The organism is Pseudomonas sp. CVAP#3, from assembly GCF_018986375.1.
Classification (GTDB): domain Bacteria; phylum Pseudomonadota; class Gammaproteobacteria; order Pseudomonadales; family Pseudomonadaceae; genus Aquipseudomonas; species Aquipseudomonas helvetica.
Window position 1 is genome coordinate 17,765 of record NZ_JAHMSC010000017.1, and the last position, 15,378, is coordinate 33,142.

Here is a 15,378-nt window from a genome sequence, read left to right on the forward strand (position 1 = left end):
TTCCGTCGCCTGCGCCACGTACCAGAGGTCGTATAGACCCGGGCAGGAAGCTAGTCGTGTGCCTGATAGCCCGGATGGGTGGCTTGCAGTTGCTCGAGCCTGGCCAGCGGGTCCTGGCGGTAAAACAGCTGCAGTTGCTGATAGACCTGTGGATAAGTGGCGTGCAACAGATCCGGGGCGCTGAAGAAGTATTCGCTGGTGACGGCGAAGAACTCGGCCGGGTTTTCCGCCGCGTAAGGGTCGATGGCGGTGTTGGCGTGCGGATGGCGATCCAGTTGGCGATTAAGGTCGTCGTAGGCGTGTTGCATGACTTTCGCCCACTCACTGACGCGCATGTCGCTGTGCAGCGGCGGCAAGCCGTTGGCATTGCCGTTGAGCATGTCGAGTTTGTGCGCCAGTTCGTGGATCACCAGGTTGTAGCCTTCCCAGCCCCCACTGGCCATCACGCCCGGCCAGGCCAGAATGATCGGCCCCTGTTGCCAGGCTTCGCCGCTGTGCTCGCCGTTCCATTCATGCTCGACGCCGCTGGCATCGCGATGGCGCTGCGGGCTGAGGAAGTCGTCGGGGTAGAGCACGATTTCGTGGAAACCCTGATACCAGTTCAAGTCGCCCAGGTGCAGCAACGGCAATTGCGCCTGAGCGGCGAGCAACAGGCGCTGCTCCTGGTGCAGTTCGACGCCGGGCAGGCAGGTCAGGTGTTTTTCTTGCAGAAAGAGCACGGCGGCTTCGCGCAGCCAGCGGTCTTCGGCCTCGCTGAGGCCGTCGAGGAAACTCAGGTGTTGGCGCACCCGCTGCCAGGTTTCATCGGCAACGGGGTGTTTGGCCAGCGTACGCCGGCGGCGCCAGGCGTTGAGGAACCACATGGACGCTCAGCGCGACGCGGCTTTGGAGCTCGCGTTGGCCAGGCGGTTGCGGATCACGCCAATGATCATCGGTACCAGCGACAGCAGGATGATGCCCACTACCAGCAACGACAGGTTCTTCTTGATGAACGGTACGTTACCGAAGAAATAACCCAGGGTCACCAAGCCGCCGACCCAGAGGATGGTGCCGAACACGCTGAAGGCGAAGAAACGCGCGTAAGGCATTTTGCCTACGCCGGCGACGAACGGTGCGAAGGTCCGGATGATCGGCAGGAAGCGCGCCAGGGTTACGGTCTTGCCGCCATGCTTGTCATAGAAGTCATGGGTTTGTTGCAGGTAGTCGCGACGAAAGATCTTTGAATTCGGATTGCTGAACAACTTTTCGCCGGCTGTTCGCCCGACAAGGTAGTTGGTGCTGTCACCGAGAATCGCCGCCAGCATCAACAAGCCGCCCAGCAGCACCGGGTCCATGCCGCCACCGGCCGCTACCGCGCCGGCGATGAACAACAATGAATCGCCCGGCAGGAAAGGCATCACCACCAGGCCGGTTTCGCAGAAAATCACCATGAACAGGATGGCGTAGATCCATGGCCCGTAGTTGGTCACCAGCAAATCGAGGTAGACATCGAGATGCAGGATTAGGTCGATCGGGTTGAAATCCATGGTGGGCACCTGTGGTAACGACCCGACTCAGCAGGCCTGTGCGAATATTTTGGAAAATTGGGCTACAGGGCTGTGGAGTTTTTCTTACAGCCCGTAAGGTTCGTGATTATACGGACTGAAAGGTGAAAAGCGTGTCGAGTTTGTAGCGAGGGATTTCGAAGGGCGCTCTTGGGGACCAGCGGTTAGCGGAGGTCCTTGTGTTCTTGTGGCGAGGGGGCTTGCCCCCGTTGGAGTGCGAAGCGCTCCTCGCGGTGTGACAGATACAAAACATTGTCTGGTTTACGACTGCTTCGCAGCCGAACGGGGGCAAGCCCCCTCGCCACAAAAGTTCGCTCCCACAGTGTCTGGTGTGGATCAGAGTTCTTCGCTGATCGGCAAAACGTAGTTCTTGAACTCGGTGTCTTCGCGAAAACCGATGGATTCATAGGTTTTCTGCGCAATTTTGTTGTCGCTGCTGGTCGAGACGCGCATGCGCACAGCCTGGGTTTCCTTGGCCATTTTCTTTGCGGTGCGCATCAGGTTGTCGGCAACCAGTTGGCGGCGGGCGTCTTCGGCGACGTAGATGTCGTTGAGGATCCACACGCGCTTGAGCGACAGGGACGAAAAGCTTGGGTACAGCTGACAAAAGCCCAGCAATTTGTTGTCGTCATCATCGGGCAGGGCCAGATAGATCACCGACTCCTTGCGCCGCAGGCGCTTTTCCAGAAAGGCCCGGGATGAGTCCGGGTAAGGCAACGAGCCATAAAACTCGCGGTACTTGACGAACAACGGCGTCAGAAGGTCCAGGTGCTCGAGGGTTGCTTGAGTAATCCGCATGCTAGGCCTCAACTTTCAAGTAGATAGGGCGGCAGTTTCCAATGGATAAGACGGCATTCGGTTCACTACTCGGGCAGCCGCTCGTCGACTCTGCCTGAAAGCGGATCAAAAACGCAATTCGAATGCGGGTCAGGCATCCGGCAGACTCAGTAGGAAATTTCCTTTCATATCAGCGTCATCTTTCGACCCAATAGTCTGGATCTGGGCTTCGTCTTTCAGGTTGACCCCCGACAACTGCCGTCGACAGGCCTCGCGCATCAAGTACAGCAAACGGTGTGCCGCCATGCCATAGCTCAAACCTTCAAGGCGGACATTGGAAATACAGTTGCGATAGGCGTCCGTCAGGCCGACCTTTGGATTATAGGTGAAATACAAGCCGAGACTGTCTGGCGAGCTGAGTCCAGGGCGTTCGCCGATCAGGATCACGACCATTTTTGCGCCGAGCAATTCGCCGATTTCGTCAGCCACGGCGACGCGACCCTGTTCCACCAGAATCACCGGCGACAATGACCAGCCTTCGGCGTGAGTCTGTTCTTCCATGCGCGCCAGAAACGGCAGGGTGTGCCGATGCACCGCCAGCGCCGACAGGCCGTCGGCCACGACGATCGCCAGATCAACGCCGCCCGGGTTGGCCAACGCGTGTTCGCGCAGTTTTTGCGCGGACTCATCACTCAACTTGCGCCCCAGGTCTGGCCGCTGCAGATAACTGTGGCGATCGCTGGCGGCGCTGTGCAGCAGCAGACTGGCGCGTCCGCGCTCAGCCAGTTGCTGGCTGAGCCCGACATGATCGAAGGGCAGGTGCGCGGCATCGCGGGCCTCGGCGTGGGCGTACTGGAAATCCAGTTGCGCGCTGGTCGGCATACTGGTGCCGGTACGACCCAGGGCGATGCGTGCCGGAGTCAGGCGGCGCAGTCCCAGCCAGGGGTTTTGCGGATCGACGGTTGGTTTATCCATCAGCAGATTACTCATCCCAGTTGCGCCATGGCCTGGCGGAAGGCCGGCGGCAGGTTGTTGCCGAAGTGAACCTTGCCGTCACCTTGGGTGAAGATGCCCATTTTCGCCAGCCACACCTCGAACTCCGGCGCAGGTTTGAGCCCCAGGGTCTGGCGCGCGTAGAGCGCGTCGTGGAACGAGGTGGTCTGGTAGTTGAGCATGATGTCGTCGGAGCCGGGGATGCCCATGATGAAGTTGATCCCGGCCACGCCGAGCAGCGTCAGCAAGGTGTCCATGTCGTCCTGATCGGCTTCGGCGTGGTTGGTATAGCAGATGTCGCAGCCCATCGGCACACCGAGCAACTTGCCGCAGAAGTGGTCTTCGAGGCCGGCGCGGATGATCTGTTTGCCGTTGTACAGGTATTCCGGGCCAATGAAACCGACCACGGTGTTCACCAGAAACGGCTTGAAGTGCCGTGCCACCGCATAAGCCCGGGTTTCGCAGGTTTGCTGGTCGATGCCGTGATGGGCGTTGGCCGAGAGCGCGCTGCCCTGGCCGGTTTCGAAGTACATCAGATTTTGCCCCAGGGTGCCGCGATTGAGGCTCAAGCCTGCTTCATAACCTTCCTGCAGTACGCTCAGGCTGATGCCGAAGCTGGCATTGGCCGCTTCGGTGCCGGCAATCGACTGGAACACCAGATCCAGTGGCACGCCACGGTTGATCGCCTCGATGGAGGTGGTGACGTGGGTCAGCACGCAGGCTTGGGTCGGGATTTCGTAGCGCTGGATGACCGCATCGAGCATTTCCAGTATGGCGCAGATCGAGGCGATGCTGTCGGTGGCCGGGTTGATGCCGATCATCGCGTCGCCGTTGCCGTAGAGCAGGCCGTCGAGAATGCTCGCGGCGATCCCGGCGGGTTCGTCGGTGGGGTGGTTGGGTTGCAGGCGGGTCGACAGACGCCCGCGCAGGCCCATGGTGCCGCGAAACTGAGTCACCACGCGGATCTTCTGCGCCACCAGCACCAGGTCCTGCACGCGCATGATCTTCGACACGGCAGCGGCCATTTCCGGGGTCAGGCCAGGGGCTAGCGCCCGCAGGCTCTGCTCGTCGGCCGCATCGCTGAGCAGCCAGTCGCGAAAACCGCCAACGGTCAGGTGGCTGACGGTCTCAAAGGCGCGAGCATCGTGGGTGTCGATGATCAGCCGGGTGACTTCATCGGATTCGTAGGGGATCAGCACTTCTTGCAGGAAATGCTTGAGCGGGATGTCAGCCAAGGTCATTTGCGCGGCGACCCGCTCGCCATCGTTCAGGGCGGCGACGCCGGCTAGAAAATCCCCGGAGCGTGCCGGGCTGGCCTTGGCCATGACTTCCTTGAGGCCATCGAAACGGTAAGTCCGGGCGCCGACGGTATGGGCAAATGCAGCCATGAGCGGTGTCCTCTTGAATCTGTAAGTGATGACCCGTAGGAGCAAGGCTTGCCCGCGGTCGGATCGCCGCGGTGTCTCTGTCAGACCGCGGTGAAGCTATCGCGGGCAAGCCTCGCTCCTACGGGTGTTGCGTTGTTTCAGGGCGGGCGCCGGGAAAACTGCCCGGCGCCGGTGCGACTCAGATACCCGTGAGCATCGCGTCCGCCGGGGCGTCGAAGCGCTGTTTGGCGGTCAACTGGAAGTAGATGAAGCCTGCCACCATGAAACCGAGGAATATCATCCCGATCAGGGTGTTGAACCAGGCCATCGCCACCAGGCAGACCACCGCCAGGAACAGCGCGATGCCCGGCACGATCGGATACCCCGGGGCGCGGAAGGTACGCTCAAGGTTCGGCTCGGTTTTGCGCAGTTTGAACAGGCTGAGCATGCTGATGATGTACATCACGATAGCGCCGAACACCGACATGGTGATCATCGCGGCAGTCAGGGTCATGCCTTGCAGGTTGACCAGCCCATCGCTGTAGATCGCCGCGATGCCGATCACGCCGCCGGCCAGAATCGCCCGGTGCGGGGTCTGGAAGCGCGAGAGCTTGGCCAGGCCGCGAGGCAGGTAGCCGGCGCGAGCGAGGGCGAAGAACTGTCGCGAGTAGCCGAGGATGATCCCGTGGAAACTCGCCACCAGACCGAACAGGCCGATCCACACCAGCATGTGCATCCAGCTGGAGTTGTTGCCGACCACGGCTTTCATGGCCTGAGGCAGTGGATCGTTGATGTTTGCCAGTTGGCGCCAGTCGCCCACACCGCCGGCCATTACCATCACGCCGATGGCCAGGAACACCAGGGTCAGGATGCCGCTGACGTAGGCCCGTGGAATGGTGCGTTTCGGGTCCTTGGCTTCTTCGGCAGCCATGGCCGCGCCTTCGATGGCGAGGAAAAACCAGATGGCAAAGGGGATCGCTGCAAAGATGCCGGGGATCGAGGCGACCGTGAACTCATTGGAGCCGGACCAGCCGTTGAGCACGAAATTGCTGAAGCTGAAGCCCGGTGCAACCACGCCCATGAACACCAGCAGCTCGGCTACCGCCAGAACGGTCACCACCAGTTCGAAGGTCGCGGCAATGCTGACGCCCAGGATGTTCAGGCCCATGAACACGAAATAGGCGCCGACCGCGGCGAGTTTCGGGTCCAGATCCGGGTATTGCACGTTCAGGTAGGCGCCGATGGCCATCGCAATGGCCGGTGGCGCAAAGACGAACTCGATTAGCGTGGCGATCCCGGCGATCAAACCGCCTTTTTCACCAAAGGCCCGTCGGCTGTAGGCAAAGGGCCCGCCAGCGTGGGGAATTGCGGTGGTGAGCTCGGTGAAACTGAAGATGAAGCAGGTGTACATCGTCGCCACCATCAACGCGGTGACGAGGAACCCCAGGGTGCCTGCGGTGCCCCAGCCGTAACTCCAGCCGAAGTATTCGCCGGAAATCACCAGGCCGACGGCAATGCCCCACAAGTGCAAGGTTCCGAGTGTGGGTTTGAGCGTTGTTGAAGAAGTCATAAGTCCTCTCTGTTTTTTATTGTTCGATCTGTTGGACTTTCGGGTGTGGCGGTTTGGGTGGATCGACGCTGTTCACGCAGCGGTTAATCTGTCGAACGGGCACGCAAGGCCCGTGCCAGAGCGGCAGGGCAATGTAGGTTGTGTCAATGAAGGCGCCATCGCTGGCAATCCATGCTCCTACAGGGGGGTGTGATTTGTAGGAGCAAGGCTTACCCGCGATAGCTGTTACGCGATTTCGCGCGGGGTTAGAAGAAACCCAGTGGATTGATGTCGTAGCTCACCAGCAGGTTTTTGGTTTGCTGGTAGTGGTCGAGCATCATTTTGTGGGTTTCACGGCCGACACCGGACTTCTTGTAACCACCGAACGCGGCGTGGGCCGGGTACAGGTGGTAGCAGTTGGTCCAGACGCGCCCGGCCTTGATCGCCCGGCCCATGCGGTAGGCGCGGTTGATGTCGCGGGTCCAGAGACCGGCACCAAGGCCGAACTCGGTGTCGTTGGCAATCGCCAGGGCTTCGGCTTCGTCCTTGAAGGTGGTGATGCTCACCACCGGGCCAAAGATTTCTTCCTGGAACACGCGCATTTTGTTGGTGCCCTTGAGCAGCGTTGGCTGGATGTAATACCCGGTCGCCAGGTTGCCCTCGAGTTTTTCTACCTTGCCGCCGGTCAGCAACTCGGCACCTTCGCCTTTGGCGATTTCCAGGTACGAGAGGATCTTGTCGAATTGCTGCTCGGACGCTTGGGCGCCGACCATGGTGTCGGTGTCCAGCGGGTCGCCACGTTTGATTTGCAGGACTTTCTTCATCACCACTTTCATGAAGTCGTCGTAGATCGACTCTTGCACCAGTGCGCGGGACGGGCAGGTGCAGACTTCGCCCTGGTTGAAGAACGCCAGCACCAGGCCTTCGGCAGCTTTTTCGATGAAGGTCGGCTCGGCTTGCATGATGTCGGCGAAGAAGATGTTCGGCGATTTGCCGCCCAGTTCCACGGTGGATGGAATGATGTTTTCGGCAGCGCATTTCATGATGTGCGAGCCGACCGGCGTCGAGCCGGTAAAGGCAATTTTGGCAATGCGTTTGCTGGTGGCCAGGGCTTCACCGGCTTCTTTGCCGAAACCTTGCACGACGTTCAGCACGCCGGGCGGCAGCAGGTCGCCGATCAGTTCCAGCAGGACGGTAATGCCCAGCGGGGTTTGCTCGGCGGGCTTGAGCACCACGCAGTTGCCGGCGGCCAGTGCCGGGGCGAGTTTCCAGGCGGCCATCAGGATCGGGAAGTTCCACGGGATGATCTGCCCGACCACGCCCAGCGGTTCGTGAATGTGATAAGCCACGGTGTTGCCGTCGATTTCCGCGGCGCTGCCTTCCTGAGCACGCAGGCAACCGGCGAAGTAGCGGAAGTGGTCAGCGGCCAGCGGGATGTCGGCGTTGAGGGTTTCACGTACGGCTTTGCCGTTGTCCCAGCTTTCGGTGATTGCCAGGACTTCGAGGTTTTGTTCGATGCGGTCGGCGATTTTCAGCAGCACCAGCGAGCGTGCCTGAGCAGACGTGCTGCCCCAGGCATCGGCGGCTGCGTGGGCAGCGTCCAGGGCTTTTTCGATGTCTTCGGCCGTGGAGCGGGGGAATTCGGCAATCGGTTGGCCGTTGACCGGGGAGGTATTGGTGAAGTACTGACCTTTGACAGGCGCGACGAATTCGCCGCCGATGTAGTTGCCGTATTTACTCTTGAACGAAACGATAGCGCCTTCAGTACCTGGGTGAGCGTAACGCATGGTGAGTATCTCCTTGGCTTTTGTGCTTATAAGGGAGTACGCGCAGTAAGCGCTTGAGAAGCGTAGAGCAAAGGTCGGGCCAGTGCTTTGCAGGTCAGGTAAATCAAGGGCTTACGGTTTTTTCGAGGGGGTGGTGATACAGGGCCTGTGACAGATGCGGTACAGGCCTTGTGACAGTTTGTACCGCTTGTGGCACAGCCTGTGACTGGGCGGTCTTGCCAGCATTGCAAAGCAATCGAGGCAGGAGGATGCTGGGCGCTCTGTGGCGAGGGAGCTTGCTCCCGCTGGGTCGCGAAGCGGCCCCAAAATGTCTGTCGTAGATGATTTTTTGCGAGCGCTACGCACTCGAGCGGGAGCAAGCTCCCTCGCCACAAGGTGGTGACAGTCCTTCATTGGGCCCAGCACAGTGTTCGGAGAGAATAATAAAAAATGCACAGCAACCATTTGAGTCGCCATGCCCAGCAAGTCTTGACCGTGACCCAGGGCAAATCCCATTTGCACGGTCCCGGTAGCGATCCTTCTATCGCCCGTTCCTGGCTGCGTTGTCTTGAGGATTATCACCTCGACCCGGCCCTGACCATGGCGCCGACGGTGCTTGAACACGGTCGTGTGCTGGAGAGTCGTGAGCGCTTGCAGCAAGTGCTGCAGATTGCTGGCGGTGAAATGACCAGCCTGCATCAACAACTTTCCGGTGCCGGCCACGCCGTGCTGTTGACCGACGCCCGCGGGGTGATCCTCAACTGTGTCACGGCGCCTGCCGAACGGAAGATTTTCGAGCGCGCCGGCCTGTGGCTTGGCGCAGACTGGAGCGAGGCCTGTGAAGGCACCAATGGCATCGGCACCTGCCTGGTGGAGCGTCAGTCGCTAACCATCCACCAGGATGAGCATTTTCGGGGGCGTCATACAGGGCTGACCTGTTCGGCGAGCCCGGTGTTCGACCCGCACGGCGAACTGCTGGCGGTGCTCGACGTTTCGTCGGCGCGCCACGATGTCTCGCGTCAGAGCCAGTTCCACACCATGGCGCTGGTCAATCTCTCGGCGAAGATGATCGAGAGCTGCTACTTCCTGCGTTACTTCGACAATCAATGGCTGCTGCGCTTTCACTTGCAGGCCGAGTCGGTCGGGCTGTTCAGCGAAGGGCTGCTGGCGTTCGACGGAGAAGGGCGGATCAGCGCGGTCAATCAGAGCGCGTTGAACCTGCTGGGGCATATTCGTGGCGGGTTGCTGGGTCAGCCGGTCGAGGCATTTTTCGATTGCTCGCTGGACGAACTGCTGGGGCGCGCGAGCGTCAATGCCGCCGCCAGTTGGCCACTGCGCACTCGCGATGGGCGGGTGTTGTTTGCGCTGTTGCGCGGCCAGCCGCGTAGCGTACCGACCCCGGTGCTGCAGCCGCCGGTCATTGCCGAGCGCCCGGTTCTTACGGGTATTTGTCTGGGGGATGAAGGGCTGCAGGCTGATTTTCGCAAAGCCTTGCGGGTCTTCGAACGTGATGTGCCGCTGTTGATCAACGGTGAAACCGGCTCAGGTAAAGAAGCCTTCGCCAAGGCCGTGCACCAGGCCAGTCAGCGCGCCGACAAAGCCTTCGTTGCGCTGAACTGTGCAGCGATCCCGGAAAGCCTGATCGAGAGCGAACTGTTCGGCTATCGCGGCGGCAGTTTTACTGGCGCACGCAAAGAAGGCATGCGCGGCAAGTTGCAGCAGGCCGATGGCGGCACGCTGTTCCTTGACGAAATCGGTGACATGCCGCTGGCGTTGCAAACCCGACTATTAAGGGTGCTGGAAGATCGGCAGGTGGTGCCCATCGGTGGTGAGCCGCTGCCGGTCAACGTGCGGATCATCAGTGCCACTCACCGGAATTTGCTCGAGCGGGTGCAGGACGGCAGTTTCCGTGAAGATTTGTATTACCGCCTCAATGGCCTGGAAATCGCCTTGCCAGCGTTGCGCGAACGCAGCGACAAGTCGCAGTTGCTGGACTTTTTGCTGGCTGAAGAGTCGGGCGGGGAGGCGGTGCTGATTGACGCTGCGGCGCGACAGGCGCTGCTCGACTACGCCTGGCCAGGTAACGTGCGGCAATTGCGCAATGTGCTGCGAACCCTGGCGGCATTGTGCGATGACGGACGGATCGGGGTTGAGGATTTGCCGGTGATGATTCGGCAGGCCCGACCTGCGCCGGTGTTTTTGGTTGAAGAAACCTCCGAATATCCGCTGGACGATGCCGAACGCCTGGCGTTGCTCAATGCCCTGGAGCAGCAGCGCTGGCACATGACCCATACCGCTGAACAACTGGGTGTCAGCCGCAACACCCTCTATAGAAAACTGCGCAAACACGGCATCGCCCGGTAACTGATCGTTCCCACGCTCCGCGTGGGAATGCGGCCCGGGACGCTCTGCGTCCCAAAAGCAGACGCAGAGCGTCCATTGAGGCATTCCCACACAGAGCGTGGGAACGAGAGAGCAAAGCCAGCCCATCACCTAAAGAGTGCGATTTTCGGCCCTCTACGCTAACCTGCCTCGATGTTTTACGAGGTTGACTATGCACATTCATATTCTGGGTATTTGCGGCACTTTCATGGGTTCGATGGCGGTCCTGGCCAAAGAGCTGGGCCATCATGTGACGGGCTCCGATGCCAACGTCTACCCGCCGATGAGCACTCAGTTGCAGGCGCAGGGCATCGAGCTGACGCAAGGCTATGATCCTGCCCAACTCGATCCGGCCCCGGATCTGGTGGTAATCGGCAATGCGATGTCGCGCGGCAACCCGGCGGTCGAATACGTATTGAACAAAGGCCTGCCATACGTCTCCGGTCCGCAATGGCTGGCTGATCACGTGCTGCAAGGTCGCTGGGTGCTGGCAGTTGCCGGCACTCACGGTAAAACCACCACCAGCAGCATGCTCGCCTGGGTGCTGGAACACGCCGGCATGAGCCCGGGCTTTTTGATCGGCGGCGTGCCGCAGAACTTCTCGGTATCGGCACGTCTGGGTGACACGCCGTTCTTCGTGATCGAAGCCGATGAATACGACAGCGCTTTCTTCGACAAACGTTCGAAATTCGTTCACTACCGTCCGCGTACTGCGATCCTCAATAACCTTGAGTTCGATCACGCCGACATCTTCCCCGATCTGCCGGCCATCGAACGACAGTTCCACCACCTGGTGCGGACCATCCCGAGCGAAGGCCTGGTGATCCACCCGACCACCGAACCTGCGTTGCAACGCGTGATCGAAATGGGTTGCTGGACCCCGGTGCAAACCACCGGCGCCGGCGGGCAGTGGCAGGTCAAGTTGCTCAGCGAAGACGGCTCGAAGTTTGAAGTGATGTTCGAAGGCGTCGCCCAAGGCGTGGTCGAGTGGGACATGACTGGCCAGCACAACGTTGCCAACGCCTTGGCGACTCTGGCAGCCGCACGGCATGTGGGTGTGGTTCCGGGTATGGGCATCGCTGCCTTGAGCGCGTTCAAGAGCGTCAAGCGCCGCATGGAAAAAGTCGCTGAAGTTCACGGTGTCACCATCTACGACGACTTCGCTCACCATCCGACCGCCATTGCGACCACCCTTGACGGTCTGCGCAAACGCATCGGCGACGCACCGTTGATCGCGATCATCGAGCCGCGTTCCAACTCGATGAAGCTCGGCGCGCACCGTGACGGTTTGCCGGAAAGCGTGGTCGATGCCGATCAGGTGATCTGGTACGCACCGGCCAACCTTGGCTGGGACTTGCCCGCCGTTGCTGCGCTGTGCACCGTGCCATCTATGGTCTGCGACTCGCTGGATGGCATTATCGAGCAGGTGAAGAGCCAGGCTAAGCCCGGCACCCACGTGGTGATCATGAGCAACGGCGGCTTCGGCGGCCTGCACGGCAAATTGGCCGAGGCGCTTAAATGAGTAATGGTCCGGATCGCATCACACTGGCCATGACCGGCGCTTCCGGCGCCCAGTACGGTTTGCGCCTGCTCGATTGCCTGGTGCGCGAAGACCGCGAGGTGCACTTCCTGATCTCCAAGGCGGCGCAACTGGTGATGGCGACCGAGACCGACGTCGCGCTGCCGCCGAAACCGCAGATGATGCAGGCCTTCCTCACTGAATACACTGGCGCGGCTGCCGGGCAGATTCGGGTGTATGGCAAGGAAGACTGGATGTCGCCCGTGGCCTCGGGCTCCGGTTCGCCAGCCGCGATGGTGGTGGTGCCGTGCTCGACCGGGACCTTGTCGGCGATTGCCACAGGCGCCTGTAACAACCTGATCGAGCGCGCCGCCGACGTGACCTTGAAAGAGCGTCGGCAGTTGATTCTGGTGCCACGCGAGGCGCCCTACTCAAGCATTCACCTGGAAAACATGCTCAAGCTGTCGAACATGGGCGTGACCATTCTGCCGGCCTCACCGGGTTTCTATCACCAGCCGCAGACCATCGATGATCTGGTGGACTTTGTCGTGGCGCGGATTCTCAATCTGTTGAACATCCCGCAAGACATGCTGCCGCGTTGGGGCGAACACCATTTGAGCAGCGATGAATAAGCTATTGAGTCTTCTGCTCGCCCTGCAATTGGGCGGTTGCGCCACCGCGCGTACATTGGACGCGGCCAAGCCTGGCGCGCCAGTGGTGTACTCGGGGATGCGCCTTGACCTGTACGCGCTGGACGGCGGTTGCTGCGCCAAGGATCATTTTGGCGCCGAAGCACCGAGCTACCCCGGCATCGACCTGCCGGCCAGCGCGCTGCTCGACACGCTGCTGCTGCCGCTGTCGGTGTTGACAGTGTTAGGGGTTGGGTTTCAGGCTACGGGCGGGTTGTAAGGGGCGCGCGATCCCTGTGGCGAGGGGGCTTGCCCCCGTTCGGTGGCGAAGCCGCCGCAATCCGGTCAATTTGATTTACCTGAAGAATCGCGTTGGCAAGTATTGGGGCCGCTTCGCGACCCAACGGGGGCAAGCCCCCTCGCCACAGGTTTGGTGTTGACCTGAGAAATTACTTGCCGAGTTTGCGCAACTCATCCGACTCGACAATCCGCAAGCCATCCTGTTCTTCCAGCGCCAGGCGCCACATGGCGCGGGCCAGTTGGCAGGCTTCGATGCCGTGGTATTTGCCGGGAATCAGTTTGGACAGCGGGCCTGCCAGTTGTTCGGCGAGTCGCGGTTCAAGGCGATCTCCCAGTAGCAGGGAAGGTCGGCAGATAGTGAGTTGCGGCCAGTTCTGTGCGCGCAATGCGTATTCCATCTCGCCCTTGACCCGGTTGTAGAAAACCGAGGATCTGCGATCAGCCCCCAGGGCGCTGATCACGATCAAGTGCCGTGCGCCCATTTCCCGTGCACGTTTGGCGAACGCCACCACCAGGTCCAGATCGACTGCGCGAAAGGCTTGTTCGGAGCCGGCCTGTTTGATCGTCGTGCCCAGGCAGCAGTAGGCAATGTCGACGCGGCCACTGAGTTGGGGGAGAAGCACCGCCGGATCGCCAACCGGGTTTTCCAGATGAGGATGTTCCGCCAGTGGTCGGCGTGACGGTGCCAGTACGCGGCTGATGGTCGGTTCGTTGAGCAGCCGATCAAGTAAGTGTTCACCGACCAGGCCGGTGGCTCCAGCGAGCAATACATGCTGAGGCGTCAAGTACATAATGTTTCCCCCTTGATACTGTTTCAGCTTAGTTGCTCTTTGCTTCCTTGCTGGTTAAAGCAGCACTTTGCAGTGCCTTGCGTGCTTGTTGCTTGCGCAGTAATTGCCAATGCGCCAACACCCCTTTTGGCGCCCAGATCTGTGGTTCGGAGGCCTCGAAGCTGTCTGCCAGTTCACGCTCGGCGACTGTGGCCTTGGCCAGTTTGAATGCCTGCTCCAGATCGTCGGTCTGGTTCAGTGCCTGAACGAACAACGCGTCGCCGAAGTACGTGAAGTCAGCTTCCTCCGAGCAGCCGAACGACACTCGGTCGGCGCGCGAGGCGGTCATGATCAGTGTGCGCTCGTCTTTGAGTGCCGGGATGAAACCGCCGGAGTAGCAGGCTGAAATCACGATGATCTTGTCGCGGTTTTTCAGCGGCGCGAGGACGGCGGCCAATTCGTCAGCCGGCAAATCGGCCAGCTCCATGCGCGGTTGGTCGAGCACCAGTTCGTGTTCGTGGGTGCCGTGGCTGGTCAGGTAGATGAACACCAGATCTTCCGGCCCGCTGCGTTCGGCCAGGGTCAGGGCGGCGCGGCGCAGGTTCTCGCGCGTGGCCATCGGCCGGTCGCCGAGGTGGTCGCGATGGTTGACCAGGCGGATCTGGCCGTAGGCGCCGAAGCGGCTGGCGAGCATGTTGCTGACGTAATCGGACTCGCGCAAAAACACGCTCTGCTTGCCGTCGCCGCCGACGGTCAGGGTGTATAGCTCGATCGCCGGGGTCGAGGCCGGCACATTGGCCAGCGCGTCTTCGAGCAGGTGCCCTTGCGCCAGCAACCCCAGCTCGAGGGTGTCTGGCAGCAACTTGCCATTGGCATCGCGTACACGCTGGCCATTGATCCAGTCGCCGCTTTGCACGGTGCCATCCGTCAGCACCAGCGTGCCGTGCCCTTGATAGCTGTCGTTATCGAACTCGCCGATGTAGAAGCTACCGTCCGCCAGGTTCAAACGGCCTTGACCGGTGAAACGCCAATCACTGAATTGGCCGATATAGTGGCTGTTGTCGGCGCCGATCAATTCGCCTTTTCCGTTCAGCGCGCCTTCCTTGAACTGGCCGACCCACACGTCGCCGTCGGCGTTCTCATAGCGGCCTTTGCCATTCAACTGATTCTGTTTGAAACCACCGACGTAGCTGTCGCCCTCGGCACTGCTGAAGGTGCCGTTGCCTTCCAGTTGGCCGTCGACAAAAGTACCGGTGAACTGGTTGCCGCTGGCATCGCCACGCTGGCCTTCGCCGTTGGGTTTGCCGTTGGCGAACTGGCCCTGATACTGGCTGCCGTCTTCAAGTTCGAGACGGCCGAGGCCGGAATACTGATCGGCCTTGAACTCGCCACGGTAAGTCATGCCATCTTCTTTGAGGGTGCCTTCACCGTCGCGCCGCCCGAGTTTGAAGCCGCCGGTGTAGCTGCTGCCGTTGGTGGTCAGCGTGCCCTGACCATGGAACAGCCCCTGCTGGAACTCCCCGCGATAAACCTCGCCGTTACTGCCGTGCCATTCGCCCTGACCGTGCCACTGACCCTTGTCGAACTGACCGGCGTACCAGCTGCCGTTCGGGTAGTCGATCCGGCCCTGGCCTTGCAGCAACCCATTGACCAGATCACCCCGATAGCGGCCGCCATCAGGCAGGCGTGCGTCGGGCGGCAACAGCGATTCGCCATCACCACACGCGGTGAGCAACAGGGTCAGGGCAAGGGGTGCAAGTGAGCGCATAGCGGGATCCGGGC

General features: G+C 60.7%; 13 protein-coding genes. 4 read left to right on the forward strand and 9 right to left on the reverse strand.

Translation table 11 applies throughout. The annotated features are described in order from the left end of the window. Positions 1 to 50: 50 nt before the first annotated feature. From KRR23_RS23065 to KRR23_RS23095, 7 genes are all read right to left on the reverse strand, one after another. The gene (locus tag KRR23_RS23065; protein WP_216744391.1) at positions 51 to 863 is read right to left on the reverse strand and encodes a zinc-dependent peptidase; all 813 of its coding nucleotides are present in this window, start codon (positions 861 to 863) and stop codon (positions 51 to 53) included. Positions 864 to 869: 6 nt separating this feature from the next. Next, the gene (locus KRR23_RS23070) at positions 870 to 1,526 is read right to left on the reverse strand and encodes a DedA family protein (RefSeq protein ID WP_216744392.1); all 657 of its coding nucleotides are present in this window, start codon (positions 1,524 to 1,526) and stop codon (positions 870 to 872) included. Positions 1,527 to 1,880: 354 nt separating this feature from the next. Next, on the reverse strand, positions 1,881 to 2,342 hold the full coding sequence (locus KRR23_RS23075; protein ID WP_054594225.1) for an N-acetyltransferase: 462 nt from the start codon (positions 2,340 to 2,342) through the stop codon (positions 1,881 to 1,883). A gap of 129 nt (positions 2,343 to 2,471) precedes the next feature. Continuing rightward, positions 2,472 to 3,296 (reverse strand): ethanolamine ammonia-lyase subunit EutC, encoded by an 825-nt coding sequence (eutC, locus tag KRR23_RS23080; RefSeq protein ID WP_216744456.1) that lies wholly within the window; start codon positions 3,294 to 3,296, stop codon positions 2,472 to 2,474. Between the two features lie 11 nt (positions 3,297 to 3,307). Beyond that, positions 3,308 to 4,702 carry an ethanolamine ammonia-lyase subunit EutB gene (locus tag KRR23_RS23085; RefSeq protein ID WP_216744393.1) on the reverse strand — a complete coding sequence of 465 codons (1,395 nt, stop codon included), beginning with the start codon at positions 4,700 to 4,702 and terminating at the stop codon, positions 3,308 to 3,310. Positions 4,703 to 4,880: 178 nt separating this feature from the next. Then, positions 4,881 to 6,251 carry an ethanolamine permease gene (gene eat / locus KRR23_RS23090; RefSeq protein ID WP_216744394.1) on the reverse strand — a complete coding sequence of 457 codons (1,371 nt, stop codon included), beginning with the start codon at positions 6,249 to 6,251 and terminating at the stop codon, positions 4,881 to 4,883. Positions 6,252 to 6,496: 245 nt separating this feature from the next. After that, entirely contained in the window at positions 6,497 to 8,017 is a 1,521-nt protein-coding gene (locus KRR23_RS23095; RefSeq protein WP_054594222.1) for an aldehyde dehydrogenase family protein, read from the reverse strand. Positions 8,018 to 8,446: 429 nt separating this feature from the next. Between KRR23_RS23095 and KRR23_RS23100 the strand changes: the two genes are divergently transcribed. The 4 genes from KRR23_RS23100 (at position 8,447) to KRR23_RS23115 (ending at position 12,806) form a co-directional block, all read left to right on the forward strand. Continuing rightward, on the forward strand, positions 8,447 to 10,360 hold the full coding sequence (locus tag KRR23_RS23100) for a sigma-54-dependent Fis family transcriptional regulator (protein WP_216744395.1): 1,914 nt from the start codon (positions 8,447 to 8,449) through the stop codon (positions 10,358 to 10,360). A 190-nt stretch (positions 10,361 to 10,550) separates the two neighbouring features. Next, positions 10,551 to 11,900 (forward strand): UDP-N-acetylmuramate:L-alanyl-gamma-D-glutamyl-meso-diaminopimelate ligase, encoded by a 1,350-nt coding sequence (mpl, locus tag KRR23_RS23105; protein ID WP_216744396.1) that lies wholly within the window; start codon positions 10,551 to 10,553, stop codon positions 11,898 to 11,900. Then, positions 11,897 to 12,529 (forward strand): flavin prenyltransferase UbiX, encoded by a 633-nt coding sequence (gene ubiX, locus KRR23_RS23110; protein WP_216744397.1) that lies wholly within the window; start codon positions 11,897 to 11,899, stop codon positions 12,527 to 12,529. The genes mpl and ubiX overlap by 4 nt, the downstream gene beginning before the upstream one ends. Continuing rightward, positions 12,522 to 12,806, forward strand: coding sequence for a YceK/YidQ family lipoprotein (locus KRR23_RS23115; RefSeq protein WP_216744398.1), 285 nt, complete (start codon positions 12,522 to 12,524; stop codon positions 12,804 to 12,806). The genes ubiX and KRR23_RS23115 overlap by 8 nt, the downstream gene beginning before the upstream one ends. A gap of 169 nt (positions 12,807 to 12,975) precedes the next feature. On the opposite strand, the gene KRR23_RS23120 is transcribed toward KRR23_RS23115, so the two are convergent. Both KRR23_RS23120 and KRR23_RS23125 read right to left on the reverse strand, forming a co-directional pair. Further along, on the reverse strand, positions 12,976 to 13,617 hold the full coding sequence (locus KRR23_RS23120; protein WP_054594218.1) for an oxidoreductase: 642 nt from the start codon (positions 13,615 to 13,617) through the stop codon (positions 12,976 to 12,978). Positions 13,618 to 13,645: 28 nt separating this feature from the next. Then, positions 13,646 to 15,364: a C13 family peptidase gene (locus KRR23_RS23125; RefSeq protein ID WP_216744399.1), complete on the reverse strand. Its 1,719-nt coding sequence runs from the start codon at positions 15,362 to 15,364 to the stop codon at positions 13,646 to 13,648. Positions 15,365 to 15,378 lie beyond the last annotated feature (14 nt).